This is a genomic window from Synechococcus sp. W60.1 (assembly GCF_047461575.1).
Lineage (GTDB): Bacteria > Cyanobacteriota > Cyanobacteriia > Thermostichales > Thermostichaceae > Thermostichus.
On sequence record NZ_JANSHL010000008.1, the window covers coordinates 96717 to 121608 of the forward strand.

21 protein-coding genes are annotated in these 24892 nt (G+C 60.3%); 11 read left to right on the forward strand and 10 right to left on the reverse strand.

Annotation, left to right across the window (positions count from 1 at the left end; genetic code table 11):
• The first annotated feature begins 291 nt into the window (after window positions 1–291).
• On the forward strand, window positions 292–3180 hold the full coding sequence (locus tag NW805_RS08925; RefSeq protein WP_414422284.1) for a GAF domain-containing protein: 2889 nt from the start codon (window positions 292–294) through the stop codon (window positions 3178–3180).
• Window positions 3181–3204: 24 nt separating this feature from the next.
• Here the strand turns inward: NW805_RS08925 and NW805_RS08930 are convergent, their stop codons facing one another.
• The 3 genes from NW805_RS08930 to NW805_RS08940 all read right to left on the reverse strand — a co-directional run bounded on the left by NW805_RS08930 (window position 3205) and on the right by NW805_RS08940 (window position 7277).
• A complete protein-coding gene (locus NW805_RS08930) occupies window positions 3205–4188 on the reverse strand; it encodes an energy-coupling factor transporter transmembrane component T family protein (protein ID WP_414357909.1) in 984 nt (327 codons plus the stop codon).
• 115 nt (window positions 4189–4303) lie between these two features.
• The gene (locus NW805_RS08935) at window positions 4304–6382 is read right to left on the reverse strand and encodes an SH3 domain-containing protein (protein ID WP_414422285.1); all 2079 of its coding nucleotides are present in this window, start codon (window positions 6380–6382) and stop codon (window positions 4304–4306) included.
• A 187-nt stretch (window positions 6383–6569) separates the two neighbouring features.
• Complete coding sequence (locus NW805_RS08940; protein ID WP_414382146.1) at window positions 6570–7277, reverse strand: Crp/Fnr family transcriptional regulator; 708 nt, start codon at window positions 7275–7277, stop codon at window positions 6570–6572.
• A 273-nt stretch (window positions 7278–7550) separates the two neighbouring features.
• Here NW805_RS08940 and NW805_RS08945 point away from each other — a divergent pair, with 273 nt between their 5' ends.
• The 6 genes from NW805_RS08945 to NW805_RS08970 all read left to right on the forward strand — a co-directional run bounded on the left by NW805_RS08945 (window position 7551) and on the right by NW805_RS08970 (window position 11859).
• The gene (locus NW805_RS08945; protein WP_414343224.1) at window positions 7551–8213 is read left to right on the forward strand and encodes a sigma-70 family RNA polymerase sigma factor; all 663 of its coding nucleotides are present in this window, start codon (window positions 7551–7553) and stop codon (window positions 8211–8213) included.
• Window positions 8210–8824: an anti-sigma factor family protein gene (locus NW805_RS08950; RefSeq protein WP_414422286.1), complete on the forward strand. Its 615-nt coding sequence runs from the start codon at window positions 8210–8212 to the stop codon at window positions 8822–8824. Before NW805_RS08945 ends, NW805_RS08950 begins: the two co-directional genes overlap by 4 nt.
• A gap of 35 nt (window positions 8825–8859) precedes the next feature.
• Window positions 8860–9489, forward strand: a complete 630-nt coding sequence (locus tag NW805_RS08955) for a hypothetical protein (RefSeq protein ID WP_414422287.1) — start codon at window positions 8860–8862, stop codon at window positions 9487–9489.
• 63 nt (window positions 9490–9552) lie between these two features.
• Window positions 9553–9867, forward strand: coding sequence for a DUF3181 family protein (locus NW805_RS08960; protein WP_414422288.1), 315 nt, complete (start codon window positions 9553–9555; stop codon window positions 9865–9867).
• A 45-nt stretch (window positions 9868–9912) separates the two neighbouring features.
• Entirely contained in the window at window positions 9913–10986 is a 1074-nt protein-coding gene (locus tag NW805_RS08965; protein ID WP_414422289.1) for an S-layer homology domain-containing protein, read from the forward strand.
• Between the two features lie 303 nt (window positions 10987–11289).
• Window positions 11290–11859, forward strand: a complete 570-nt coding sequence (locus NW805_RS08970) for a photosystem I assembly protein Ycf4 (protein ID WP_414422290.1) — start codon at window positions 11290–11292, stop codon at window positions 11857–11859.
• 328 nt (window positions 11860–12187) lie between these two features.
• Here NW805_RS08970 and NW805_RS08975 read toward each other — a convergent pair whose 3' ends face one another.
• The 5 genes from NW805_RS08975 to NW805_RS08995 form a co-directional block, all read right to left on the reverse strand.
• On the reverse strand, window positions 12188–13771 hold the full coding sequence (locus NW805_RS08975; protein ID WP_414422291.1) for an NAD(P)H-quinone oxidoreductase subunit N: 1584 nt from the start codon (window positions 13769–13771) through the stop codon (window positions 12188–12190).
• A gap of 124 nt (window positions 13772–13895) precedes the next feature.
• A complete protein-coding gene (gene gvpJ / locus NW805_RS08980; RefSeq protein ID WP_414422292.1) occupies window positions 13896–15170 on the reverse strand; it encodes a gas vesicle protein GvpJ in 1275 nt (424 codons plus the stop codon).
• A gap of 110 nt (window positions 15171–15280) precedes the next feature.
• A complete protein-coding gene (locus NW805_RS08985) occupies window positions 15281–15760 on the reverse strand; it encodes a peptidylprolyl isomerase (RefSeq protein ID WP_414382189.1) in 480 nt (159 codons plus the stop codon).
• A gap of 221 nt (window positions 15761–15981) precedes the next feature.
• Window positions 15982–16458, reverse strand: a complete 477-nt coding sequence (locus NW805_RS08990) for a phosphate-starvation-inducible PsiE family protein (protein WP_414422293.1) — start codon at window positions 16456–16458, stop codon at window positions 15982–15984.
• 49 nt (window positions 16459–16507) lie between these two features.
• Window positions 16508–16693: a DUF2256 domain-containing protein gene (locus NW805_RS08995; RefSeq protein ID WP_041437321.1), complete on the reverse strand. Its 186-nt coding sequence runs from the start codon at window positions 16691–16693 to the stop codon at window positions 16508–16510.
• A gap of 278 nt (window positions 16694–16971) precedes the next feature.
• On the opposite strand from NW805_RS08995, the gene NW805_RS09000 reads away from it, so the two are divergent.
• The gene (locus NW805_RS09000; protein WP_414422294.1) at window positions 16972–17934 is read left to right on the forward strand and encodes an RNA polymerase sigma factor RpoD/SigA; all 963 of its coding nucleotides are present in this window, start codon (window positions 16972–16974) and stop codon (window positions 17932–17934) included.
• A 121-nt stretch (window positions 17935–18055) separates the two neighbouring features.
• Here NW805_RS09000 and NW805_RS09005 read toward each other — a convergent pair whose 3' ends face one another.
• Together NW805_RS09005 and NW805_RS09010 are read right to left on the reverse strand one after the other, a co-directional pair.
• Complete coding sequence (locus NW805_RS09005; protein WP_414422295.1) at window positions 18056–19690, reverse strand: CTP synthase; 1635 nt, start codon at window positions 19688–19690, stop codon at window positions 18056–18058.
• 46 nt (window positions 19691–19736) lie between these two features.
• Window positions 19737–20234, reverse strand: coding sequence for a hypothetical protein (locus NW805_RS09010; RefSeq protein ID WP_414382123.1), 498 nt, complete (start codon window positions 20232–20234; stop codon window positions 19737–19739).
• Between the two features lie 195 nt (window positions 20235–20429).
• Here NW805_RS09010 and NW805_RS09015 point away from each other — a divergent pair, with 195 nt between their 5' ends.
• From NW805_RS09015 to NW805_RS09025, 3 genes are all read left to right on the forward strand, one after another.
• Window positions 20430–21425, forward strand: a complete 996-nt coding sequence (locus tag NW805_RS09015) for an aldo/keto reductase (protein WP_414422296.1) — start codon at window positions 20430–20432, stop codon at window positions 21423–21425.
• 120 nt (window positions 21426–21545) lie between these two features.
• The gene (locus NW805_RS09020) at window positions 21546–24176 is read left to right on the forward strand and encodes a heavy metal translocating P-type ATPase (RefSeq protein ID WP_414422297.1); all 2631 of its coding nucleotides are present in this window, start codon (window positions 21546–21548) and stop codon (window positions 24174–24176) included.
• Between the two features lie 278 nt (window positions 24177–24454).
• Window positions 24455–24892, forward strand: a 438-nt coding sequence (locus tag NW805_RS09025; protein WP_414422298.1) for a DUF4388 domain-containing protein, incomplete at its 3' end; no start/stop codon positions are given.

Consider the following 24892-nt stretch of genomic DNA (forward strand, 5'->3'; position numbering starts at 1 on the left):
AAAACCAAATCTTTCACTGCGTCGAGGATGGGGCGAACGCCCGACGTCGAGAATCCCTGCCCCTTGGGGCGGAGAGTATGCCAAAGTTGTTCCAAACAGCAACAAGTCCGGGCTCTCTTCTTCTCACCTGTTGCCTCAGCGTTGCCCAGCAACAAATAAGGCTCAGATCCGACGGAGATCTGGCTGAGAGGGCATTGACTTGCAGAGGAACCCGCAGAATAGCTCCACACAGGTATGGTTCAGTCTGTTCCCCCTTATTCTTCGGATAGAGCTGGGCCAATATCTCCCCTGGTGGCCCTGCAAGCAACCTTGCAGCAGATGCGGGAGCAGAGCGATGCCAACACCCTCGTTCAGCTCACGCTGGAGTATGTCAAGGCGGCGTTTGGGGCGCCGCTGATCTGGCTGGCCTTTTACGACTATCCAAATCACCAGTTGGTGGGCCAGGGGGGAGTGACCCTTCTTGAGGATCAAACCCTACTGCGAGCGGTGCATCCTCTACAGCCGGGGGAGATCCTGGAGCAGGTGGTGATCGAGCAGCGACCGATCAGCCTGCCTGACCTCTCTCAGGAGCCGCGCATGGGCATTTGGCAGCGGGAGGCCAGGCGACTGGGCGGGATCCAGGGCTGTTTCATTTATCCCTTCTCGGCCTACGGCCCGCTGTCGCGAACGGCAGTAGGACGGCGGCGCTGCTTGGGGATTCTGATGCTGGGATCCCAAATGTGGGGGGTTACCACCCGTGAGGACGAAAAGGCTCTCCTGGGGATTTTGCTGGGGCAGTTGGCAGCTTCTCTGCAAGAGTTGGAAAACGCTTGGCAACAGCAGACCGAAAAGCGCCTTGAGGATCCGCTCCTGAGGTTGGGAACGGCGATGCGCCAGGTGGGATCCCTGCAGGAACGGGTCAGCCTGGTGAGGCAGGAGTTACAGTCTTTTCTGGGCGCTGTCCACATTCAGGTGTATTGGCACGAGCGCGGCCAGGGTCAGTTCGTTCCCCATGGAAGCGCCCCCAAAGCTGTTGGCAACAGCGGGGGGACGGAGTCCTCTCAGCCCCCTGTTCCCAAAGGGGCTAAAGTCGGAGCAGGGCCAACAGGAGAGGTCAGCCTTTCGCTGCGGGAATTGGGGGACATGTACTACACCCTCGCCGATGGCCAGGTGGTGGTGGGCGGCACAGGGACGACTCGCTCTGAGGTTCCCCCCAAGCTGATGCAGCAGTTGCGGGCCCAGGCCGTTTTGGCGGCCCCGATTTTGCTGGAGAAGGATCTGCTGGGGTTCATCTGGGTGCAATCGGATGTGCCCCGTACCTGGCAAGCCGCTGAGCGACAGTTGGTGGCCGCTGCCGCCAATGGGTTGGCCCTGGCCAGCCCTCTGGAAAATCTGGATCGCCGCATTCGCCAGTTGGCCGATGACCAAGAGTTTGTGCAACAGGTGGGCCGCTCGCTTTACAACCCGGCGGAGCTGCAACAGGCTCTCCAGCAAGCCGTTGTCGGCCTGGCCCAGCGCCTGAAAGTCGGTGCAGTGGCCGTGTTGACGGTGGATCCCGACAGCCCCATCCCCCGCCTCTTCTACGAGTACCGCAGGGAAGGCAAGCAGACTTTGCCACAGCAGCTCAGCCCTCTGAGCGACCAGGACTGGCAGGATCTCATGCGCAGCGAGGTGGTCGTGGCAGAAAACTACGACCAAGATCTGCGCCTGCTCTCTTGGCGGCAGGAACTGGCAGGGGTTCGTTCCTTGATGCTGACCCACACCGGGGTCGGCGGTACCGCCACCACACCTGTGGAAGGGCTGCTCTTGGTGTTGCATCCCCAGCTACGGACCTGGAGCCGGGAAGAGCGGCAACTGCTGCGGGGGATCGCCCAACAGGTGGGGGTGATCCTGCGGCAAATTCGGTCAGAACAACGCCGGCAACGACAAGAGCAATTGCTCAAGGGCCTGATCGCCACTTGTTCAACCTTGCAAAACTCGGCCACCTTGTCAGATCTGTACACCACTACCACTCGACAGACGGCCCAATTGCTGGGGATCCCTCTGGCGCTGGTGGTCAGTTGGCAGCCGGGGGAAAGCCGGGCTCAGCTCCAGGGGCCTTTTACTACCGCTGCCGGGACGGAGACCGGCTCCACCGAGATCGACCTGCAAGATCCCCTTCTGGCCTACGCGCTGCAGTCGGCAGAACCTCTGCCGCTCACCCAGGAGCAGATCCCCCCTGCCAGCCGCACTTGGCTCAGGCGCGGCAGCGGTGCGGAGCACTTTGCTGCCAGCCTGGGATCCTGGCTGCTGGTGGCGCTGGGGGAGACAAACTCCTCGCAGGCGGGAGCTTTGGGAGTTTTGATCTTGGGGGCAGAAGCGGGCAAGGTTTGGGATCCCGACGAGCGGGCGGCTGTGATGCTGATCGCCCAGACCTGCGGCTGGACGCTGCGGCGCTTGCTCTGGATGCAAACTTTGCAAGAGCGGCAGGAGGTGCTCAGGGAGTTGAACTGGTACAAGCACCGCCGCCTGCTGGATATGCAGAATGCCCTTCTGGACAGCCTGCACCGCCTGGGTCAGGTGCCGGAGATCCCCGGAGACGAAGCCACCCGCTGGCAAAAAGTAGTGGAAATTGGCAGAGGTCTGCGGGATCTGACCGTCTCCACAAGGCCGTTGTTGCAGCCGGAAACTTGGCAGGTGCAGCCGCAGTTGCGGTCGGTGCCCTTGGCAACCTTGGTGCGCAAAAGCCTACGCCGAGTGGAGGCCCTGACCCAAAAATGCAAGTTATGGCCGCGGGCCCATGGGGACATGAGCATTGCCGTCCAGGGGGATCCCGAACGACTGGAGATGGTGCTCTGGGAGGTGTTGACAGCCGCTATTTTGCGCAGCCCGGAAGGGGGGCGGCTGGATCTGTGGAGCCAAGCCAGCGTTCGCGATAGCGATGCGGAGCCCTTTGGCTATGCAGAGCTGCTGGTGGTGGATCAGGGCAGCTTCGACCCTCACCTGATGGCCGCCCTTCAGTTGGATCCGAACCAGGTGATCTACGCGGATCCTCTGCTCAAGTCGCCTCTATCGGTGAGTCCTGGTCTGGAACTCAGCCTGTGTCAACGGGTGGTGCAGCGGATGGGGGGCCAGCTCTCCTTTTACCTCTCTTCCGATGGGCGTTGTGTCTCTCGGCTGCTCATGCCGATGGGCAGCGACGAGCCCCATCCCCCTGGGTAGGAAAAAGCTGTGTTGCCGGTCACCTTAGGGGGACAAGGTTCTGAGCAGCCAAAACAGGGGCAGTAGAGCCAGTAGGCCGCGATCCAGCCGCCGCAGTTGTAGGCGGTGCCAGCGCAGGGGATGGTCTGGGCCGGTCAGCCCACGGGCCTGCATTGCCATAGCCGTCTGTTCGGCACGCAGGAGCAAGTTTTCAAAAAAGCGCTCCACCAAGGCCAGCAGGGTTTGCATCCCGCCCCGGAAACTCAGGGATCCCCAGCGCACATCCCGAGTTCGCACCGCCCGCGCCAAGTTTTGCACCTCTTCCATCACCAAAGGCAGAAAGCGCAGCGCCAAGGTGAGGGTGAGAATTACTTCGGCAATCGGCCATCTCCAACGCTTGAGAGGCTGCAACCATTGGCCGATCCCCTCGGCAATTTCTTCGGGGGCCGTGGTCAACAAAAACAAATGGGTAGCGTAGAGCAACGTAAAAATGAGGGTGCCCAGCCGCAGCGCCACCGATAGAGAACGGCGGGAGACCTGAAAGGTTCGTCCCAATAGGGAAAACTGAACCAGGCGGTAGCGATAAGGAGTTTGCCAGGCACGGGTTTGCGCCCGCCAGGCACGGTCTGGGGATCCCTGTTCTACGGCCAAGTCGAAGTGCCCTGCACCGCTAACGGGAACAGCGGGGATCCCGGTCAGCCCATAGCCCACCACCTGCATATCCTGCCGTTGCGGTTGGGGAAAAACCCCCAATCCATCCGGCGCCAAGCTGGTGATCCCAAAGGTGAGCAGGCTCAGGGCCAGCACCAGGGAGAGTTGGCCCGACCAAACCCGGCGCGGCAGACGGGCCGCCACAGTTAGCAGCAGAAGAGCCACCACCACGGCCAAGCGCCAACCATTGCCGGCCAAAATGGGGCTGAGGAGAAAGCTGAGCAGCCAGGCCAGCTTAACCCGCGGATCCAGGCAATGTAGCCAGGTGCGAGGCTCTTCCAGATAAATCCCCAGCGGGGCATTGCGCAGAATATCCACAACAGTTGAGAAGGAAGCAGACTATACCCCTTAAAAGGGCGGGACCGAGAACTCCGTCCCCGTAGCGCGGTCGCAGCAGCGTTGCGGAGCAATAACAGCTGGCAGCAAGGGAGAGCTAGAGCCGTTCCACCAGACGGGTGGAGCCCGACTGGGCGGCGACCCATCCCCCGGGCGCGCCATCTCGCTCAATGCGCAGCCAGACGGGCACCTGTCCCTCCCCAGCCTGCACCTCCACCACCCGCAGCAGGGCTTGGCGTGGGGCTGTCCCGACAATGGCTCCCGCCAGGCTGGGTTGCTGGCGAATGTTGAGGCCATCGTTGGAGATCACCCGCACCTGTTGTACTCCTTGCCACTCCGCCAGAGGGCCGGTTAGCTCAGGCGGGGGAGCGGGTTCTGTCTGGCCGGGATTGTCGTTCGCGGAGGCGTCGCGTAGCGATATGTCAACCGGCGGCTGCTCAATTTGCACCTGGGGCTGCTCCAGCGGCGGTGCCGGTGGCGGCGTGAAGAGGCCCCGCAACATTTGCCAGATGACCAATAGGGAGAGGATGCCCACACCGACCACCCCGGCCATTCGCGCCAGCGGTGCGGAGCCCAAACGAACGCCAGCGGGAAAGGTAGGACGCTTACGGCCCCCCAAGCGGCTGCGGCGGTAACGCTCCACATCCTGCAAACCGATCGCGCCAGCGGACCTTAGGCCCTGGACTCCGTCCCCCTGAGGGGAACGGTCTTGGGCGCGTTCGCGACAGCGGTGCGGAGCACTAGAACTCTCATCCGCAAGAGCAGAGACGCCCGCCTTGGGGGTGCTCCGGTAGGAGGGCAAATCCGAGAGGCGCGGGGGTTCTGGCGGGGGCATCACTCCTCCCCGTTGCCAAGGGGTGGGGGGGCGCTGCAATTCTTGGGTTGGATTAGGGGGGCGCACGCCACCCACCACGGCAGGCAAATGAGGTGGGGGATGGGGGACTTGGGGAGAGAGCATCCCCGCCGGCGGATCCTCGCGGCTGGGCATTTCGTCCAGGTAAGCTTGTACTTGGGGGTTGTCGAAGTAGGCTTGCAACGTCACTTGGGCGGCTTCCAGACCGCGGAACTCCGGGAACACCTCCTCCTGAAACCATTTTTCTGTGAAGCGGCACAGACCCGGCAGATGGTCGGGAGAACCGGCGGAGTGTTCTTCGATAAACTGCAAGGCCTCTACTTCTTGGGTGGAGCGCAGATGGGCGAGCGCGTCTTCGGTCTGCCCCAGCAACAGACTACAGATGGCCTGCTCCAGATGCACATCCTGCCGCTGCGCCAGACGAGCCAGGTAGCCGCGAGCACGCCGCACCAGAGCCGGGCGGTTTTCCAGATAACCTGCCGCCAGCAACACCTGCACGGCCAGGTAGGCGGCTACCATCGAGGGACGCTCAGCCTCCCGCTCGAACAACTCCTGCTGTTCTTTGAGGGTGAGGTGGCGACGTACCCGTTGGATAAAGCGCAGGAAATCTTCGGTGCTGAGGCCAGAGCCATCTTGCCCCATCCCCTCGATGCCGCCCCGTTCGTCCAGCATGGCTTTGAGGAGAGCCAGTCCCTGCTGTCGCTCCCCGTTCCCATCAGCGGTGTGTCTTCCAGCTTGGGCGGGAGCACTTTGGCTGAGGAGTTGCAAAATGCGATAGGGACGCAGCTTGCCCAAATCGATGCGGATCTCCGCTTGCATCTGCGGAAAGGCCTGGCACTCCTCCAGCTCCGCCAAGCCCGCCTGTAAAGAACGCGCCGCCTCTTCGTAGGATCCCTGTTGCCAGGCTTCTCGACCCAGTTCCAGACGAGCGATGGCCCGCGCCAAAATGGCATCGGAACGAGCAGGGTGGCCCTGCTCCAACAGGTGTTGAGCCAAGTCCAACGCAGCCTGGTACTCTCCGGCTTCGCAATACAAGCACAGCACTCCCGGTAGGTGCGCCTCCTCCACCGTCAAGGTGGGATCCGTTGGCATGAGGTGTTCGTCGTAGTTTCGTCGTGCCTCAGGGTTCAGCAGCACAGAAGCCGCCTCTTGGATCATCTGGGCGCGAGCTTCCACAGCCTGTGGCGAGAACCCCGACAGCCAGGAGCGCTCGCCCGGCTTGAGATCGATCCGCTCCCGGTATGCCTGTTCAATCTGATGCTCATCTGCTCGTGCCGACAGCATCAAAACCCGATAGTAGTCGAGGGGCACCCGCACCGTCATGGTTTTTGTCCGCGCTCTCCGATTCGTGCCAGCGGGACGGAGTCCTTGGACAACTGACCCGCATCGACTTAACTGTAGTCCTTTTCCCCGGTAAAAGGGATCCCTGCGCTGAGAATCGCCACCTTGCCCCCACCCGTTCCAGCTAACCAGCTCTTCTTTGAAAGTGAAAAGGTCTATGAGGGAATATCTAGAGCAGACGGGTGGCCTCCAGCAGTTTGGCGTACCGGATCAGCAGCAAAGACTGTTGCTCCGGCAGCGGCTGAATAACCCCCTGCTGCTGCAGACGGCTCAGTACCGCCAGGGCTGTCTCCCGGCTAACTTGGCTGATATCGGCCAAATCCTGGGGGGGAGGGTAGACAATGCGCATCCCCTGGGGGGTCTTCTCGCCAAAAGCTTCCGCCAGTTGCACCAGCGTATGCACCACTCGCAGCGGGGGGCTCTGCTGGTCAAGATCCGCCTGCAAGTTGGCCAGGCGCAGGCGACGGGAGAGGCTGCAGGCCAGCTGGTAACACAGTTGCGGCTCCCGCAACATCAGCGCTTTGAAGGTTGCCGCCGGGATCCCGGCCACCCGCAGCGGGGTTAGGGCCAGCACATCTCGCGAGCGGGGAGCTTCGTCCAGTACCGCCATTTCCCCCACCCAAGCGCCCGGCCCCAGCAAGGCAAGGGTTTTGGTGCTGTCTTGCGCCCGCAAAGCCCGCCGCACCTTAGCCCAGCCGGCGAGGATCAGATAAACTACGCTGCCCCAGGCATCTTGCATGAAGAGGGCCTGTCCCGCCGGGATATCCCGCAGCTTGACCTGGGATCCCAACCATTGCAAGGACGTCGCCGAAAGTTCGGCCAACATTGGCACCGCCTTGAGCTCGGAGAGAAGGGCAACAGGAGCATCGGAAGCCATGGCGGGTCGGACGTTTCACCATACCGCAAGCCCACTGTAGCCCAGTTACCAACTCAAGAGCTATCCTGCAATCCACCACCCCGCCATGTGCGCCAAGATCTAGTGAGGAGGTGGTCTTGCTGTGGAGTCTTGCCGGTATGGCCCTCAGAGCCTCTAGAGCTACCCTGCGGTTGAGGGTGGGGGGAACCCAAACTCTGCCATTTCGTCTGGGCAACAGAGGTTCTGTCTGGGAGGGGATCCCTCCGCTGTTGTTGTTAGAACTTATGGATGCCTATGGATGCTGCCCTCAGCGACATCAGTGGCCAGCGCTGGTCGGTCTTGGTGAAGAACGTGCCTGTGCGGCCCGAAAAGCTCGCTGATGTGGATCTGGTGCTGATCTGTCAGCAGGGATCCCAGCCCCATCGGGAGGCTTTTGCCGAGTTGATGCGTCGCCATCAGGCCCATGTGGACAAGGTGCTCTATCATCTTGCCCCGGACTGGCAGGACCGGCATGACTTGGCCCAGGAAGTTTGGATCCGGGCCTACCGCCACCTGAAACGCCTACAGGAGCCGGCAAAATTTCGCAGCTGGCTGGGGCGGATCGCCACCAACCTGTTTTACGACGAGCTGCGCAAGCGCAAACGACAGCAGCAGCCCCTTTCTCTGGATGCGCCGATTCAGATGCGGGATAGCGAGATGGAATGGGAGCTGCCCAGCGAGAGCCCCAGTCCCCATGAGCACCTCGCCACCTGCGAGTTCTACGAGCGATTGCACCAAGCCGTCCGCGACCTGCCGCAGGCCTTTCGCCAGACAATCCTGCTGCGGGAAATTCAGGGAATGGCTTATGAGGAAATTGCCGAGATCACAGGGGTGTCTTTGGGCACTGTTAAGTCTCGCATTGCCCGCGCCCGCGCCCGCTTGCAATCCACCCTAAAACCCTACCTTAATGGTGAATGACCATGGTTCGCGGCAACCCCAACCTCGACCCCAGGGATCCCCAACAAGAGCTGCCGGTGGTGGATGAGCGCTTTGAACAGTTGAGCGCCTACTTGGATGGGGAATTGTCGTCTCAAGAGGCGCGGCAGGTGGAAGATTGGCTGGCCAGCGATCCTCAGGCGCGGCAACTGTACAGCCAACTGGCAGCTCTGCAGGCCGGTTTGGCCAATCTCAAGGCCCCAACCTTGAACTCCACCCAGACGGAGCTGTTGATCAGCCGTGTGTTCGCTGAGCTGGATCGGCGGCCAATGCTCGACCTGGGCTGGCGGCAACGTAAGGGCACCCCTTGGGGACGGGTGGCAGCGGCTGTAGTGGCCTTGGCAGGGGCGGGCTGGGTGGGATGGCGTTGGTCTCATCCCCAGCCTTTGGTATCGCTGGAAGATCCGCCGGTGCGCGTGGCCATCGTGCCTGCCTCTGCTCGTGTTGCCCAACGCTATCTTTTCGAGCCGGGGCAAAAGCAAGATGCCTACTCGATTTTGTTTGAGGCAATGCCCGACCGTGGATCTCGCTCCGCCAACGGGACCGGAGCCGTTCGCATCAACGGGACGGAGTCCTTGGTGGGCTGGGAATGACCTGAGCAGGCTTGAGAAAGACTGAGGAGCGCAGGGTGGAAAAAGCAGTTCGCTGGGCTTGTGGGCTAGGAGTCTGCCTTTGGCTATGCAGTCTGGGATCCCTGTCGGCCCAGGCAGATCCCAGCAGTAGCCATCTGGCAACGCCGTCCGCGCCGGCGGGACGGAGTCCGAAGCAGTTGCACTCCTCTCCCAGTGGACAGGAGCCTGCCCCCCAGCCCACGAACCTGCCTTCGCCCGGATCCCGTCTCACCCCTGCCCCCGATCAAAACCAATGGGCCCCTCCCAAGACGGAGCTATCGCCCTTTCCGGACTTCCCCCTTCTCAAGGAGTTGGATCCGTCCCCGCCAAGCTTGGCCGACCTGGGCATCCATTGGGATCGCCTGGCCCTGCTGCCGGATTCCGAGCTGGCAGAGGAAATCGATGTGGAGTTCAGCCGCCGCCTAGCCCGCCTAAACCGGCAAATTGCCGACCAACAAGAGCGCCTCTACCGCCTCTTGCAAAGCTGGGACTCCGATGAGGCCGATATTCGTCAAATTCAGGCCCAACTGAGCCGGCTGCGGACAGAACGGGATCGCTTGGCCCTAGAGCACCTGTTGATGCTGCGGCAGTTGCAAGAGAACTTCGCCCTACCTCTACCCGACCGCTCGGCTGCCAGCTCTCCCTGAGGATCCCTTGGGTTCAGGCTATGATTGAGCAAGGGCAGACGCAACCCCCAACGGAGCTGAGCGATGGCCAAAGTGCCCAGCAACCCAGACATTGAGCAATTAGCTGCTGCCATTGGCAAGGAAGTTTACATCGATGTAGCCCGCTGGCATCTTTACCTGCGCGATGCCCACCTGCATACCCTTTTGGCGGAGCGACTGGCACCCCAGGTGATGGCAGGCAAGGTGGATGAGGACGCCGTCACAGAGATCTTGCAAGGGATCCCGGTGAAAGTGGGGGGTGGGCGCAAAGAATTGTCCCTGGCCGATCTCCTGCCGATGCAAAGCCTGCTTAACCTGCTGGACGTGCTGGAGGAGTTCAGCCGCAAATGGGCCCAATAGAGACCAATAGAGAAAGGTAGAGCGGTGCATCATCAGTCTAAACCTATGCGGCCTGGCCCCTGGCTCAAGCTCGGCAGCCTTATTCCGCTGCTCTGGCTGTTGTCGGCCTGTCAGGGAACCGAGTGGGGAGAACGGCTGGAGCGCGCTGTACGCCCAGTAGGTCTGCCCACAGCCCAACCTGAGCTGCCGGCATCTCCCTCGCCTCAACCTTTGCCGGGATCCATCCCGCCCTCTATCTCCGCTCCCCCTGCTCCCACCCCTTCCTCACCCCTGCCCAGCCCGGACAGCAGCCGCTTTGCAGACCTGGAGCCGGGATCTCTGGTGGCTCGTTCGGTGGGATACCTGGATCGGTTGGGAGTTTTTGCCGATATCCCCGGCAGCGAATTTCAGCCGCAGCGCAGCGTTCGTCGCGGAGAATTTGCCCGTTGGCTGGTGCTGGCCAACAACGCCATCCACGCCGACGAGCCCAGTCGGCAGATCCGCCTGGGATCCCCCTCGGAACGCCCCCTCTTTTTGGATGTGCCGGAAGAGGATCCCAACTTTCGCTACATTCAAGCCCTGGGAGCTGCCGGCATAATTGCCGGAGATGCCAATCGAGAGTTTCGCCCCAACAGCCTGCTGTCGCGGGCAGAGTTGATCCGCATGAAGGTGCCTCTGGACTTACCTCCCGGCCAGATCAAGGGATCCCGAGCAGAGCTGGAGGAGCGCTGGGGGTTCACCGATGCGGCGCAAATTCCTCCTGAAGCCATTCCTGCTCTGGTAGCGGATCGCAGTCTGGAGAATGCCTCCACCGTGCTGCGCACCTTTGGCCCCATCCGCACCTTCAACCCCTTCGAGCCGGTCAGCCGCGGGGAAGCTGCCATTGCCTTATCGGCTTTTGGGGAACGAACGGCCCAAGACGCCCTACCCCAGCCGCCAGCCCTGCCAGACCCAACCCCTGAGCCTCAGCCTTCTCCCCCTGCCGCAGAACCGGAGCAGACGGCTTCTCCCGAGCCGGATCTCACCCCTGCCTCTCCCTCGAATGCCGTTGATGAGCCCTCTGCGCCGGCCCGCCCCCGTTCCTCGGAAGTTGCCCCAGGGGAGGGCAGGATCGTTACCCCACGCCAAACCCAACCCTGAGGTGAGAGGGATCCCATTGGCGTATGCTGTTGGGCTCTGTCAGCAGATAGAACGCCTCAGAACCCCAGCAGGGATCCCTGCTACGGCTCTTACAAGGAGCAAAAGGAGCCATAACAATAAAAACTATCCCTAACTCCCTTCGGGAGAGGGGCTGTACAGCGCAGAGGACTTCCGCCCCCATTCCCCAGGCGGCTCTAGCTCTTGCCAGTCCCCTGAGCGCCCCTCTGCTGGGGAAAACCCTTGCCGCCCATAGCCTATAGAATGGGGGAAGCCAGCCTTGGAAAACCTGCAGGGATCCCAACTGTGTCCGCCATTGTTCCTGAAATCCGTTCTGCCGATCTGCTGCGCTACACCGTGATTGGGTCGCGGCGGCCCAGCGTGTACTTTTGGGCGGTGGCGCTGACGGGGGGAGGGCTGGGCTTTACCTTGGCCGGCCTTTCCAGCTATCTCCACCGCAATTTGCTTCCCTTTTCCGATCCCGCCAGCCTGGTGTTTATTCCCCAGGGCATTGCCATGCTCTTTTACGGGGTGCTCGGATCCCTGGCGGGGCTATACCAGTGGCTGAGTTTGTATTGGAACCTGGGGGGCGGCTACAACGAGTTCAACCGCTGTACCCAAAAGATAACGCTGGTGCGGCAGGGCTTTCCGGGCAAAAACCGCGAAGTTCGTCTGGAGTATGACTTTGCCGAGGTGCAAAGCCTGCGGGTGGAGCTGAGAGAGGGGCTTAACCCCCGCCGAGCCATTTACTTGCGGGTGAAAGGACGTGGTGACATCCCCCTCACCGGAGTGGGCCAGCCTCCCCCCCTGATGGAGATCGAAAACCAGGCAGCCGAGATTGCCCGCTTTCTCAACGTCAGCTTAGAGGGCATTTGATTCCCTGGGGCATCATGCGCTGTGATCGCACCCTGATGGCCGCGTGAGGGATGTGTGCCCTACTACGAATGGGTGACCAACTACATTGCTGTAATCGGTGGGCGCTAATGCGGAGGCCTTGAAGAGATCCCGGATCCCTTTGGGGTGGGGAGACCCTCTTCTGGATTAGAGTCCTTTCAAATTAGATTGAGACTAGGTTGAGACGCTCCCCAGGTGTTTCGCGCTGCAGCCCTTCTTCCAGAGGGAGAAATGACCATATCTGCACAACTGAAGCGCGCGCTGCCGAGCGTCGCTTTTTAAAACCTCGGGATGGAGAGCATCTCAAAAACTAGCCTTCGCCAGCTTGAGGAGAGGAACCCAGGGATCCCTTGACTGCCACCTGAAGGCTCGCCGACTCCGGAATGAATGCCTGTGCAGTCGGGAACCCCAAGAAGGGGCTTTGCTCTACCGCCTGGGTGGAGAGGGTAAAGAGGGGATTGGAGAGGATCCCGGCAAAGATGGTAGCCACCAAAGTGAACACCAAGCCCACCCGCAGAGCCTGCATGCCTTCCGCCTGCCAGTTGGTCTCAGGGTAATTTTGCACTGAAACCGACATCTCTTGCGGCTCTTTCACCACGATGGTTTTCACCACCCGCACGTAGTAGTAGATGGAGATGACGCTGGTGACCAACCCCACCAACACTAGGGTATAGGCCCCTGCCTGCCAACCGGCCCAGAACAGGTACAACTTGCCGAAGAAGCCTGCCAGAGGGGGCAACCCACCCAACGAAAGCAGACAAATGCTCAAGCAAAGGGTGAGGAAGGGATCCTTTTGGTAGAGGCCGCTGTACTCGCTAATTTCATCGGTGCCGGTCTTCAGGCTGAACAGGGTGATGCACAAAAAGGCCCCCAGGTTCATGGCCAAATAGACCATCAAGTAAAAGATCAAGCTGGCATAGCCGGCCTCGGTGCCCGCCACCAAGCCAATCAAAACGAAGCCCGCCTGTCCAATGGAAGAATAGGCCAGCAGCCGTTTGAGGCGGGTTTGGGCAATGGCCACCACATTCCCCAGCACCATGGTCAAAATGGCCAGCACCGAGAGCACCGCCCGCCACTCTTCCGTCATGGCCGGAAATACGGTGGCCAGAAAGCGCACCGCCAAGGCAAAGCCTGCTGCTTTGGATCCCACTGACAAAAAGGCCACCACCGGCGTTGGGGATCCCTCGTAGACATCAGGAGTCCACTGGTGAAAGGGCACTGCCGCCAACTTAAACCCGATACCACCAATGCAGAGCACCAAAGCGATGATCCCTGCCAAGCCGGCATCCCCCATAGAGGAGGCAATGGCTTCCAGCTTCGTTTGCCCACCCGAAAGGCCGTAGAGCAGCGACATGCCGTAGAGAAAAATGGCTGTGCTGCTGGCCCCGATCAAGAGATATTTCAGGGCTGCCTCTGAAGAACGGGGATCCCGCTTGGTGTAGCCGGCCATCAGGTAGCTGGCAATGCCCAGGGTTTCCAGAGATACAAACACCAGGATCAAGTCCGTCGCCCCGGAGAGGAACATGCCCCCCAAGGTGGCCGTGAGCAGCAACACATAAAACTCGCCTGTGGGCGCTCCGGACTGAGAGATGTAGCGCTCCGCCATCATCACGGTCAGTACCGCCGTCCCCACCACCAGGCCACGGAAGAGAATGCTGATGGGATCCGCCGCAAAGCTGCCCAAGAAGCTCTCCAACTGGGGCTGCTGCCACTGCAACACCAAGGTCACCAAAGCCCCAATCAAGCCAAAGATGGAGAGGGCCGGAAGACTTTTGCGTGCCGCCGACCCGCCGATTAAATCCACCACCAAGACGAGCAAGAGGGTGAGGGTAACCACCACTTCCGGCCAAATGGCACCGGCATACAGGTTTCCGGTTGGGGCAAAGACATCCATAGGAGAAGACTATGAAGAGAGATTAAGGGGATCCACAGCCAGCATACCGCGATTTCTGGTCTCTCTCCCCGCTTCAGGCATCTCTTCTCCCAATCGTCTCCATCAGCGCTCTCAATCTACAGGCTCAGTAGAGCTTGGCGCTGGAGGTGAGCACCAACTTCAGGCGGGCGTGGATCAGATCCAAGTCCGCCAGCCCCAGGTCGATCTCCCCATCGATGACGATGCCGGTGTGGATCAGGCGATCCAAGAGTTCCAGCACGGATCCCTCGCGGTGGGGTTGTCCGGGGTAGTAGTCCCCCTGGCGGGGCAGGAGGGTGCCCAGATCTCCGAGATCCAGGTTTAAATCCGCCGGGTCAATCTCCAACAGGCTGCAGATGTGTCGAATTTGCTCCCGCAAGGCTTGTAGGCTGCTGCCGGCCCGCTCGAGCTGCTCTGCAGAAAGGCGCTCAGCCTCCATTTGCCGCACCACCTGCGCCTCCATCAACTGCCGCAACAGCTCCACCAAGGTCAGCACCAGAGAGGCCAAACCGGCTTCCGGGCGTTTCCGGCCAGGGGTGGGCCGAGTCTGGCTCAAGTCTTCCCAGCTGGCGGGACTAATCGAAAGGCGCGGCGGGGGAGGAGAAGCAATCCAACGGTCAAAGGGCTGGCAAAGCTGTTCCAGGCTGAGCAAATGGAGACGGGGATCCCGAGCGGCCTCTTCCCTTTCCTCTGGTAGGTTGTAGCCCCAGTCGGCCAAAAACAAGAGAACCTGCTCCAGCTCCGGCACCCTCTGCACCTGGCGCAGCGTTTGCAGGCGATCCTCCACAAACCACAGCTCCTCAGCCGGCAGTTGGGCGGCAGCCAGTAGCCGCTGTAAAGTGGTGGCCTTGGGGGCGCGCACTTCCTTGCCCAGAATGCGGTGGCGCGGCAGTTGGATCCCTGCTCGGCCCAAGAGCTGCTGGATGAACCGTCCCTCTTTGGTGCTGAGGATGGCCAAGCGCGGCTCCCCTGCAGCCTGAACCTGGCGTAGCCAAGCCGCCACCCCCGGATAAAAGCGGTGTAGCCCCAGCCACCCCTGCAGATCCTCTTCAATCCAACGATCCCGCACCCGATCCAACGCTTGGATTAGAGAGAGGGCAGGGATCCCTGACTGCTGCAACAACTGCTGACGCCAGCCCGGCCAGTCTTGGCGCAAGTCCTCCTCCCGGATCCCTTCCTGTAGCCCCCACAACAACAGAGGCATCTCCCAGCCGGTCTCGATCAGCGGGCGCAGACGGTCGAAGGCAGGACGCAGCGGCTCTAGCTGAGCAGGAGCCAAGCCCCACACCTGAGCACAAACGCGGCAGGAAGAGGCAAAATACTCCGCCCGCCCATCGCAGAGCACACCATCAAAATCCAGAACCAGAATGCGGGGGGACATTCGCCGGGGCCTAGCGAACTCCATACCTGAGTCCCCCTGAGGGCAAGTTGCAAAAATGGGGCCAGAGGCCAAGTTAATTTAACCAAACTGTTCCACCCGATTGGCCCAACCTAATTGGATTCCAAGATGCGAACCGACTTGATCTCCACTGGTTTCAGGGGGCGATCCTGAGGGTCGGTGGGCGCAGTTGCAATTTTATCCAACACATCCTCTCCCTCGATCAATTGCCCGAAGATCGTGTAGTTGGGCGGCAGCGGGTAGTCGGCATGCATGATGAAGAACTGGCTGCCATTGGTGTTGGGGCCGGCGTTGGCCATAGCCAAAGTGCCACGGCTGTAGGGACGTTGCACCGGCTCATCGGGAAAGCGGTAGCCCGGCCCACCCCGCCCTGTACCCGTGGGATCCCCGCCCTGGATCATGAAGCCGCGGATCACGCGGTGAAAGATGACACCATCGTAGAAGTGATCGTTGGCCAGAAAGACGAAATTGTTCACGGCCAGGGGAGCTTCCTGAGGAAACAGCTCCAGAACCATTGTGCCGGCGGTGGTCTCCATCGTGGCCGTGTAGGACTTGGCCGGGTCGATCACCATCGGCGGGGGACTGTTGTAGGTTTTCACGGGTTTGCCCAATTGTTGTGCCAGGAGCAAATCGCGAGAAGAATGCGGGCGGGCCAAAACAGGGAGAGCACTCAACCCCACCCAAAGCACCACCATCAGCACAGCTAACTTCACCAGGCTGGCCAACTTAGATCGCACACGCACAATTCTTGCAGGAAAGCTCCATCCCCATCGTACCAGGATTCTGTCCGAGCTTAATCTTCCCCGGACTTGGATGGAGGCTTGGCTCGCCGCACCAGCCAATAACTTACCGAGAGGGCCAACGTTGCTGCCCCCAAGCCAATGAGCTCCAACCCCCCCAGCTTCTCGAAATCGAAAATGATGATCTTGCGGGCCACCGCAATCAAAGAGGTGACGATCACCAGCTCCACCTGCACCACCTGCTTTTGCAAGTAGGCGGTAATGTTCTCCAGAATTTCCAGCGCAATCAGAATATTTAAAAAGAGGCCGAAGATCTCGATTAAAGTGGTGGAGAAAAACCCAGTTGGCTCGGTCAACAAATCTGCCACCAAGAACCGGGCCAAGTCCACCACTGCTACTACGATTAGCCCGATCATCAAAATTGAAAGCAGCTTCGAGATCAGGCTTTCGATGCGGGCAATGGCCCGCAAAAAGGGATCCTCCTCTTCCGTCTCGTGGGGATTGTGCAACAGCCACTTGAGAAACCGCATCGCCAACCCCGACAGATCCAAACCCTTATGTCCTGATCCTGAGACAACATTATCCGTCCCAACCGTCTTGCCGGGAAGCAGGCAGGGATCCCTTGGGGCGATGATTGCGACACCGCTCAGAACAGTATTTCACCTCCGACCAACAGTCGGCCCACTTTTTGCGCCAGGTGAAGGGTCGCTGACAGGTGAGACAAATCTTGCTGGGCAAATCCGATTTCTTCCGTTGGCGTGGCATGGTGCACTGCAAAACAAGGTCAACTCTGTAGTCAGTTTAACAATCCTACCGGATGCTGACCGTTACCATCACGGAAGTGTTTAGTCTGCGCCCCGCCTTAGCAAAAGCTGAAGTCTGAACCTAGAGAAATCGAGTAGCCTCTTGAAATCCGGCGAGATCTCTGCCCTGTGTCTGCAGGGATCCCTGAAGGAAGTTGGGTTTGCTGAAAGGTTAGCCGCCTCCATCCTGTACTGAGTAAAGTTCTTAACACCCGCTTGTGAACTTGAGCTTGAGTTTGTATGAAATCTCAACCAAATGGGACGAATGTAGCTGTTCAGAACTCTCCTCCTCCACTGAAGCGGGTTGAGGTACGGCTCAGCAAACCCGGCAACCGAGCGACCCAAGCCTCGCTTTCGGAAGACTCAGTGGGCGTATTTTTGCGGGAAATGGCTCGCTACCCACTCCTCAATGCCGAGCAGGAGGTGAAGTTGGGGCGGCTGATCGCAGAGGGGGGAGCTGCCAGGGAACGGGCGAAACGGGAATTGGTCAGGGCCAACCTGCGCTTGGTGGTCTCGATTGCCAAAAAGTATTTGAATCGCGGTGTGCCGTTTCTGGATTTGATTCAAGAAGGCACCATTGGCCTGATCCGAGCCGCAGAAAAATTTGAGTACGAACGCGGCTACAAGTTTTCCACCTACGCCTACTGGTGGATTCGCCAAGGGATCACCCGCGCCGTTGCCAATCAGGGGCGCCTGGTGCGGATCCCGGTGCACATGGTAGAAAAGCTCAACCAGGTGAAGCGGATCCGGCGAGATCTGACCGAAGCCCTAAACCGTCGCCCCACCCAAGCAGAGATTGCCAAAGCTCTGGAGATTTCCCCCGACAAGCTGGACGCTCTCTTAACCCTCTTGGAAGCCGGTCGCCAAACTCTTTCGCTGCATACTCCGGTCGGCAAAGAGGAAGATACGGAGCTGATGCAGCTTATCGAGGACGCCAACAGCCTCACTCCCGAATCGCAAATGGACTTGCACCTGCTGTCTGCCCAACTGGAAGAAATGCTGGAGCAGCTCAGCCCCCGAGAGCAAGAGATTCTCAAGCTCCGCTATGGGCTGAAAGATGGCCACCTACACACTCTCTCCGAAATTGGTCAGCTTTTCGGCCTCTCTCGGGAGCGCGTCCGACAAATTCAAGCACGAGCCATGCGCAAACTGCGCCATCCACGCCGACAGGAAATTTTGGCAGATTGGATGACCTCGTTTTAGGCAGTAGGCCACGGCTGCTCCACAGGCGAAACCCAGGATTCCGCAGCAGTTTATGTTCAGCAAAGCTCTGCAGAACCAGGACCAGAGGCGTGCCCCCACTTTTGGACAAGGGATCTGTCAACTAGCCCATCTTCTGCAACTGCAGGGGGTGAGGCTGAGGGCGGCTGCGCAGGGCAGCTTCGATCAACCCCAAAAAGAGGGGGTGGGGGCGGTTGGGGCGGGAGCGAAACTCCGGATGGAACTGGGTGGCGATGAAAAAGGGGTGGCTGGGCAGCTCGATAATCTCCACCAAGCGGTTATCCGGCGAGACTCCGCTGATGATATAACCAGAGTCCAGAAAAAGGCTGCGGTAGGCATTGTTAAACTCATAGCGATGGCGGTGGCGCTCGTAGATGATGGTCTCGCCATACAGCTTGGCCGCCAGGGTATTGGGCATGATGCGACAGGGATAGAGGCCCAGCCGCAGGGTTCCCCCCAGATCCTCTACATCTTTCTGCTCCGGCAGCAGGCTGATGACAGGGTGGGGGGTATCGGGATCAAACTCGTAGCTGTTGGCCCGCTCCAGGTGGGCAATGTGACATCCCCAGTCGATCACCGCGCATTGCATGCCCAGACACAGGCCCAGAAAGGGAATGCCCCGCTCCCTCACGTAGCAAATACTGGCCACTTTGCCCTCGATGCCGCGATTGCCAAACCCCCCTGGCACCACCACTCCATCCACGCCGGAAAGCAATGCCTCTGGTCCCCGCTCTTCGATCTCCTCAGAAGAGATCCAGCGCAGCGTGACGCCGGCATTGAGGGCCAACCCGGCATGGCGCAGGGCCTCGGCCACCGAAAGATAGGCATCCGTAAGGCGCACGTATTTGCCGACAATGGCAATCTCCACCCGCTCTTGGGGGTGGTGCAGCCGCTTCACCAAGAGCTCCCACTCCCGCAGGTCGGGCTGCTGGGGATCCAGGTTGAGGATCTCCAAAACCCGCTGCGCCAACCCCTCCTGCTCGAGCACCAAAGGCACATCGTAGATACTGGGGGCATCCTGAGCCTGAATCACACATTCCACCGGCACATCGCAAAACTCGGAGATCTTCTCCTTAATCCCGCGGGGCAATGGCTGTTCGCAGCGGCACACCAACACGTCCGGCTGGATACCAATAGAGCGCAGCTCCTTCACCGAGTGCTGGGTGGGCTTGGTTTTCATCTCCCCTGCCGCTTTGATCAGGGGCACCAGGGTGACATGCACATAGGCGACATTGGCGCGGCCCACGTCCTTGCGAAATTGGCGAATGGCCTCCAAAAAGGGCAGAGACTCGATATCCCCCACCGTGCCCCCCACCTCCACCAGCACCACATCGGGGTTGGTCTCGCGGGCCACTCGCCGGATCCGCTCTTTGATCTCTTGGGTGACGTGGGGGATCACCTGCACCGTGCTGCCCTGGTAATCGCCGCGCCGCTCTTTGTGGATCACGGCCTGGTAGATGGAGCCGGTGGTGACGTTGTTGAGCTTAGACATGTTGGTGTCGGTGAAGCGCTCGTAGTGGCCCAAGTCCAGGTCGGTCTCGGCGCCGTCGTCGGTGACGAACACTTCTCCATGCTGGTAGGGACTCATGGTGCCGGGATCCACATTGATGTAGGGATCCAGCTTCAAAATCGACACCGTGTAGTTGCGGGATTTGAGGAGGCGACCCAAGCTGGCCGCTACAATGCCTTTGCCGATGCTGGAGACCACTCCACCGGTGACGAAGACAAACTTGGTCATGGCCTGGATCCCTTCCCTTTTGCCTTTTGATTATGCCAGGGATCCCTCAGCGCAGAGAGCGGATGGGGCCGTTGTAGAGGATGGTGGTTTGAAAGGTGCGCCTGTCTACCCGCACCTGGGTTTCGATGCTGGGCTGGACGAAGCCGGGCTCTCCCCCCCGGAAGGTGAAGATCCAGGCGTCTTCAAACTCTTCAAACGGCGAGTCGATGGCTGCCCCGTGCATGGAAGCTTCGGCGCGATAGCGCTGTAGGCCCCCATTGGCGATCTCGGCAGCTTGACGGGCCAGGTTTTTGGCGCGGTTGAGATCCCGGAAGTAGCGGCTGATCTCCTCAAAACTCCCCCTGGGCAGCGGTCGCTGGGGAGCGGGGGTTGCCGGCACAGGCCGGGGATCCGGCACAATGGGCAGGGTGGGAATATCGGGACTGGGGGGCAGCGGGGTTTGGGAAGGTTCGGGAAAGAGGGGCCTAATCCCCTGGGTCTGGGCGGGCAGCGAGGATCCCCAGAGCAGCGCTCCGGCCAGGCAGAGAGGGAAAAGGGATCTCATAGGCAGTTCCTCTACCAGTGAGTGATCTAGCTGGAATCACTACTCTACTGAGCCTCTCTCCCCAACAAGCAGAGGAAAAAGCCTGGTTGCTGTTTCCCAAGGCAGCTAAAAGAGGGAGGTCGTTGGCGCAAGGGGGACTGCCCACCTGCTGACGGTTGCTAGCATGCGGGAGGAGACCGCCTCGCAGAAGTTGCCATGGAGTTCATCGATCTTGCCGAGACGGGGCTAAAACTAAGCCGCGTGGGGCTGGGCACCTGGAGCATGACGGGGGATTGGTGGGGGCCAGCAGATCCTGAGGAGGCCTACGCCACTCTCCGCAAGGCCATTGACCTAGGCATCACCCTCTTTGACACCGCTCCGGCCTACGGCCGCGGCCTTTCGGAAGTGCTTTTGGGACGGGCCATCCGGGATGCCGGCTGCCGGGATCGCCTAGTCATTGCCACCAAGGCCGGCCTGCAGTGGGTCAACGGCAAGGTGGTGCGCAACTGCAGCCTCAGTTGGCTAGCTCAGGATTTGGAAAACTCCCTCCGCCGCCTGCAGACGGAGGTCATTGACATCTACCAGGTACACTGGCCAGATCCCCTAGAGCCCCTGGAGGAAACAGCCGCCTTTTTCCAGCGCCTGCTGCAGGAAGGCAAGATCCGCGCCATTGGGGTCAGCAACTTTTCCCCCGAACAGATGGATCGGTTTCGCCAGGTGGCTCCTCTGCACACCGCCCAGCCCCCCTACAACCTGTTCGAGCGGCAGATTGAAGCAGAGGTCTTGCCCTACTGTCGAGAGCACGGCATTCACACCTTGGTGTACAGCCCCCTCTGCCGAGGTCTGCTGAGCGGACGGATGACGCCACAAACCACCTTCCCTTCAGGGGATATGCGAGCCGGGATCGATCCCAAGTTTGTTGAACCGCGCTACTCCCAGTACCTAAAAGCGGCAGAGGCATTGAGCCGGTTTGCTCAGGATCGCTATGGCAAGACCTTGGCCCAGTTGGCGGTGCGCTGGCTGCTGGATCAACCAGGGGTGAGTGTGGCACTGTGGGGGGCGCGCAAACCCCATCATCTGGAAGCGATATCCGGCCTTTGGGGCTGGTCGCTGGATGCGGAAGCGATGCAGACCATCGAGGATATTTTGCAAAGGTATGTTCCCGAGTCCATTCCCCCCAGCTTTATGTCCCCAGCTGCTCGCGCTGCCTAACCCGTACCCTTGCCCAGATTGCCGGGATCCTGGAACTGAGTTTGGCAAAAAATGAGATTTAGAGCTCTGTCCTACCGCAGCCAGTAGGGCCAGGAGTCTGTCAACCACGGGAGGACAAAGATGGCCATTACAGATGCAATTGCGTCAGCGGTGCGGAGCACTCTGACCCATAAGGCCCATAAGGCAGACAGGCCAAGGGATCCAGCTGGCCAAGATAGGCCCACAGCGCCTTCTCAGGAGGGATCCCTGATTCTCCACGTGGGGGGCATGAGTTGTGCCGGCTGCGTTCGCACCGTTGAGCAGGCCCTGCTGAGACAGCCGGGGGTGGTTAAGGCCAGCGTTAACCTGGTTACCGAGTCGGCCCTTGTGGAGTTTGCCCCTGGGATCCGGCCCGACCCGCAGCACCTGGCCCAGATTTTGACAGAGGCAGGGTTTCCCAGCCGCTACAGTTCAGAGGGTGAGGCCCTCTCCGGCGGGAGTTCCGTTCGCGTCAGCGGTGCGGAGCACTCTCAAGATCCCTCTTCCCCTCCCGGTGGGTGGGAAGAAGCCTTGGATGTGCCTGCGGATCCCCTCTCTCGGCAGCGACAGCAGACCCGACACCACATTCGCCAAGCGCTCACCGCCGCTTTTTTGCTGCTGATTTCTGCCGCCGGACACTTGGATCTCTTCGCCCGCCTGGGCTTGCCCCTCCTGAATGATGTCTGGCTGCACTGGGGCTTGGCGACCTTGACTTTTGTCGGCCCGGCTCGCGGCATTGTCCTGGATGGTTGGAGAGGGGCACGGCGGCTGGCCCCCAACATGAACACCTTGGTTACCTTGGGATCCGGATCCGCTTACCTAGCCAGTCTGGCGGGGTTGTTGGCCCCTCAGGTGGGCTGGGAGTGCTTTTTCGACGAGCCCGTCATGATGCTCAGCTTCATCCTGTTGGGACGGGCCTTGGAACAGCACAGCCGCCTGCGGGCGGCCAGCAGCCTGCAATCGCTGGTGAGCTTGTGCCCCAGCTCGGCTCGACGGGTTCAGCCATCCGCTTGCGTCAGCGGAACGGAGTCCTCGAGGACGGGATCCGAGGCTCCCGGCTCAGCAGAGGGTGACTTGGATCTGGGATCCCAGACGGGAGAATGGTGTCCTATCGAACAGGTGCGAGTGGGGGATTGGCTGCAGGTGCGGGCCGGCGAACAGATCCCGGTGGATGGAGAGGTCATTGCCGGCCAGGCCACGGTCAACGAGGGGATGTTGACGGGGGAACCCTTGCCGGTGCTGAAACAAGTGGGGGATCCCGTGGTGGCCGGGACAATCAACCAATCGGGGTTGCTGCTGTGCCGGGCGACGCGCACCGGGAAAGACACCACCTTGGCCCAGATCATCCGCCTGGTGGAAGAGGCCCAAGCTCGCAAGGCCCCCATCCAACGGATAGCCGACCAGGTGGCGGGCTACTTCACCTATGGGGTGGTCACGCTGGCCATTCTCACCTTTGGGTTCTGGTACTGGGTTGGGATCCCACTCTGGGGGAGCGACGGTGCGGAGCACTTTGTCCTGGAGGGGTTCAGCCTGCACTCCCATCTGCATCTGGGCAACCATCCCCCTCACCCCACACCTCTGCTCAGCAGCCTCAAGATGGCCATTGCCGTTTTGGTGGTGGCCTGCCCCTGTGCTTTGGGGTTGGCTACGCCGATGGCCATCCTGGTGGGTACTGGCTTGGGAGCCGAGCGGGGTTTGCTCATCCGAGGGGGAGATGTTCTGGAGAAAGCCCATCGCTTGCAAACGGTGGTCTTCGACAAAACCGGCACCCTCACCCAAGGGGATCCCCACCTGACGGACTGTCTCAGCCTTGACCCCTCCCTAGATTCCAATCGCCTGCTCCAACTGGCGGCCACAGTGGAAAGCGGCACTCGCCATCCGCTGGCGCAAGCCATTTTGCAAGCCGCCCGCACCCAGGGTTTGCCGTTGCTCTCCGCCGGCGAGTTTCAAACCCAGCCGGGGATAGGGGTTGCTGCCCAAGTGGAAGGGCAGGCAGTGGTATTGGGATCCCTGGATGGGCTGGCTGCTTTGGGGATCCCAATTTCCCCAGAGGCGCAGGCCCAGGCCGAGGCGCTACTGGCAGCCGGCAAAACGGTGGTGGGCGTGGCTGTAGAGGGATCCCTGGTGGGGCTGCTGGCAGCCCAGGATCCCTTGCGGCCCGATGCGCAGGCAACGCTGCAACAGCTCCGGAAAATGGGCCTGCAGGTGGTTTTGCTAACCGGCGATCGGGCGGAGGTGGCCCACCAGGTGGCTGAGGCTCTGCAAGTGCCAGGTCTCCGCGTTATTGCCCAGGTTCACCCGCCAGACAAAGCTCAAGTCATCCGCGACCTGCAGACCCAAGGCCAGAGAGTTGCCATGGTGGGAGATGGCATTAACGACGCTCCGGCTTTGGCCCAAGCCGATGTGGGCATCGCCCTGCACTCAGCCACTGATGCGGCCTTAGAAACCGCCGATATCATCCTCATGCGCAACCGCCTCTGGGATGTGGTGGAAGCTATCCGCCTCAGCCGCGCCACCTTCCGCAAGATCCAGCAGAACCTCCTCTGGGCTGTCGGCTACAACCTGGTGGGGATCCCAGTGGCAGCAGGCGTGCTCCTACCCCCCTTTGGCATTGGGCTTAGCCCGGCAATCGCTGGGGGTCTCATGGCCTTGAGTTCCCTCAGTGTAATCCTCAATTCACTCCTCTTGAGGCGAACTTTTGTACCCCGTAGATCTTCGAGCAGCCGCAGCTAAAAAAGTGTTAAAAATTACGAATGACTAAGTACCGATCGTTAAGTCTTCCGAGGTTTTACCGAGCTTCTGACACAATTTCCGCTGCGTCCAAGCCAAAAATTCGGCAACTTCGATTACATTTGATTAAAAAGATTAATCCGCTTTAACTTTTGAGGATTTGGTTGTAAGATTAGGCCGAAACCAAGCTGTAAGCGCATCTTCTGGTTTCTTGCTTAGCAAAGCAAAAACCGTGAAAATACTGAGAAAGCGCATCTTGCAGCGGTGAAGGGAGCAAAAGTATGGCGATGCTTGGAGATCTTCAGGAATTTTCCTTATGCGACCTGTTGCATTTAATGGAAAAGGGTAAGAAAGCAGGGCAATTATCCATCTGGGCACCCAATGGCATTTACCGGATTTGGTTTTATCAAGGTCGAGTGATTGCGGCCATACCGCCCCAACCGGAGTATAGTCTTGAGAATTTGCTGGCTGACCCCAGATTGGCGTGCGAGCAGGAAGTTGCCGCCTCAACTCGCTCAGCTTGCCCTCACCCCCTAAACGAGCCTCTGGGGCGTTGCCTGCAGCGGCAAGGGTTGATCTCGCCCGTAGATTTGGCCAAGCTCTTTCGCCATCAACTGCAGGTGGGACTCTACAGCCTCTTTGCCCTCGAATCCGGCCAGTTCAGCTTCCTGCCCAACGTGCCCATGCCCTACCGAGAAACTCTCTCTTATACACAACTG

Bases quoted from the DNA above. Each gene is read 5' to 3' on its own strand.
- NW805_RS08940 (WP_414382146.1), bottom strand. From the start codon at position 7,277: ATGGCTTCCGATGCTCCTGTTGCCCTTCTCTCCGAGCTCAAGGCGGTG.
- NW805_RS08935 (WP_414422285.1), bottom strand. From the start codon at position 6,382: ATGACGGTGCGGGTGCCCCTCGACTACTATCGGGTTTTGATGCTGTCG.
- NW805_RS08975 (WP_414422291.1), bottom strand. From the start codon at position 13,771: ATGGATGTCTTTGCCCCAACCGGAAACCTGTATGCCGGTGCCATTTGG.
- NW805_RS09015 (WP_414422296.1), top strand. From the start codon at position 20,430: ATGGAGTTCATCGATCTTGCCGAGACGGGGCTAAAACTAAGCCGCGTG.
- NW805_RS08990 (WP_414422293.1), bottom strand. From the start codon at position 16,458: ATGCGGTTTCTCAAGTGGCTGTTGCACAATCCCCACGAGACGGAAGAG.
- NW805_RS08965 (WP_414422289.1), top strand. From the start codon at position 9,913: ATGCGGCCTGGCCCCTGGCTCAAGCTCGGCAGCCTTATTCCGCTGCTC.
- NW805_RS09020 (WP_414422297.1), top strand. From the start codon at position 21,546: ATGGCCATTACAGATGCAATTGCGTCAGCGGTGCGGAGCACTCTGACC.
- NW805_RS08985 (WP_414382189.1), bottom strand. From the start codon at position 15,760: ATGGTGATCGACCCGGCCAAGTCCTACACGGCCACGATGGAGACCACC.
- NW805_RS09000 (WP_414422294.1), top strand. From the start codon at position 16,972: ATGAAATCTCAACCAAATGGGACGAATGTAGCTGTTCAGAACTCTCCT.
- NW805_RS08960 (WP_414422288.1), top strand. From the start codon at position 9,553: ATGGCCAAAGTGCCCAGCAACCCAGACATTGAGCAATTAGCTGCTGCC.
- NW805_RS08995 (WP_041437321.1), bottom strand. From the start codon at position 16,693: ATGCCACGCCAACGGAAGAAATCGGATTTGCCCAGCAAGATTTGTCTC.
- NW805_RS09010 (WP_414382123.1), bottom strand. From the start codon at position 20,234: ATGAGATCCCTTTTCCCTCTCTGCCTGGCCGGAGCGCTGCTCTGGGGA.
- NW805_RS08950 (WP_414422286.1), top strand. From the start codon at position 8,210: ATGACCATGGTTCGCGGCAACCCCAACCTCGACCCCAGGGATCCCCAA.
- NW805_RS09005 (WP_414422295.1), bottom strand. From the start codon at position 19,690: ATGACCAAGTTTGTCTTCGTCACCGGTGGAGTGGTCTCCAGCATCGGC.
- NW805_RS08945 (WP_414343224.1), top strand. From the start codon at position 7,551: ATGGATGCTGCCCTCAGCGACATCAGTGGCCAGCGCTGGTCGGTCTTG.
- gvpJ (WP_414422292.1), bottom strand. From the start codon at position 15,170: ATGTCCCCCCGCATTCTGGTTCTGGATTTTGATGGTGTGCTCTGCGAT.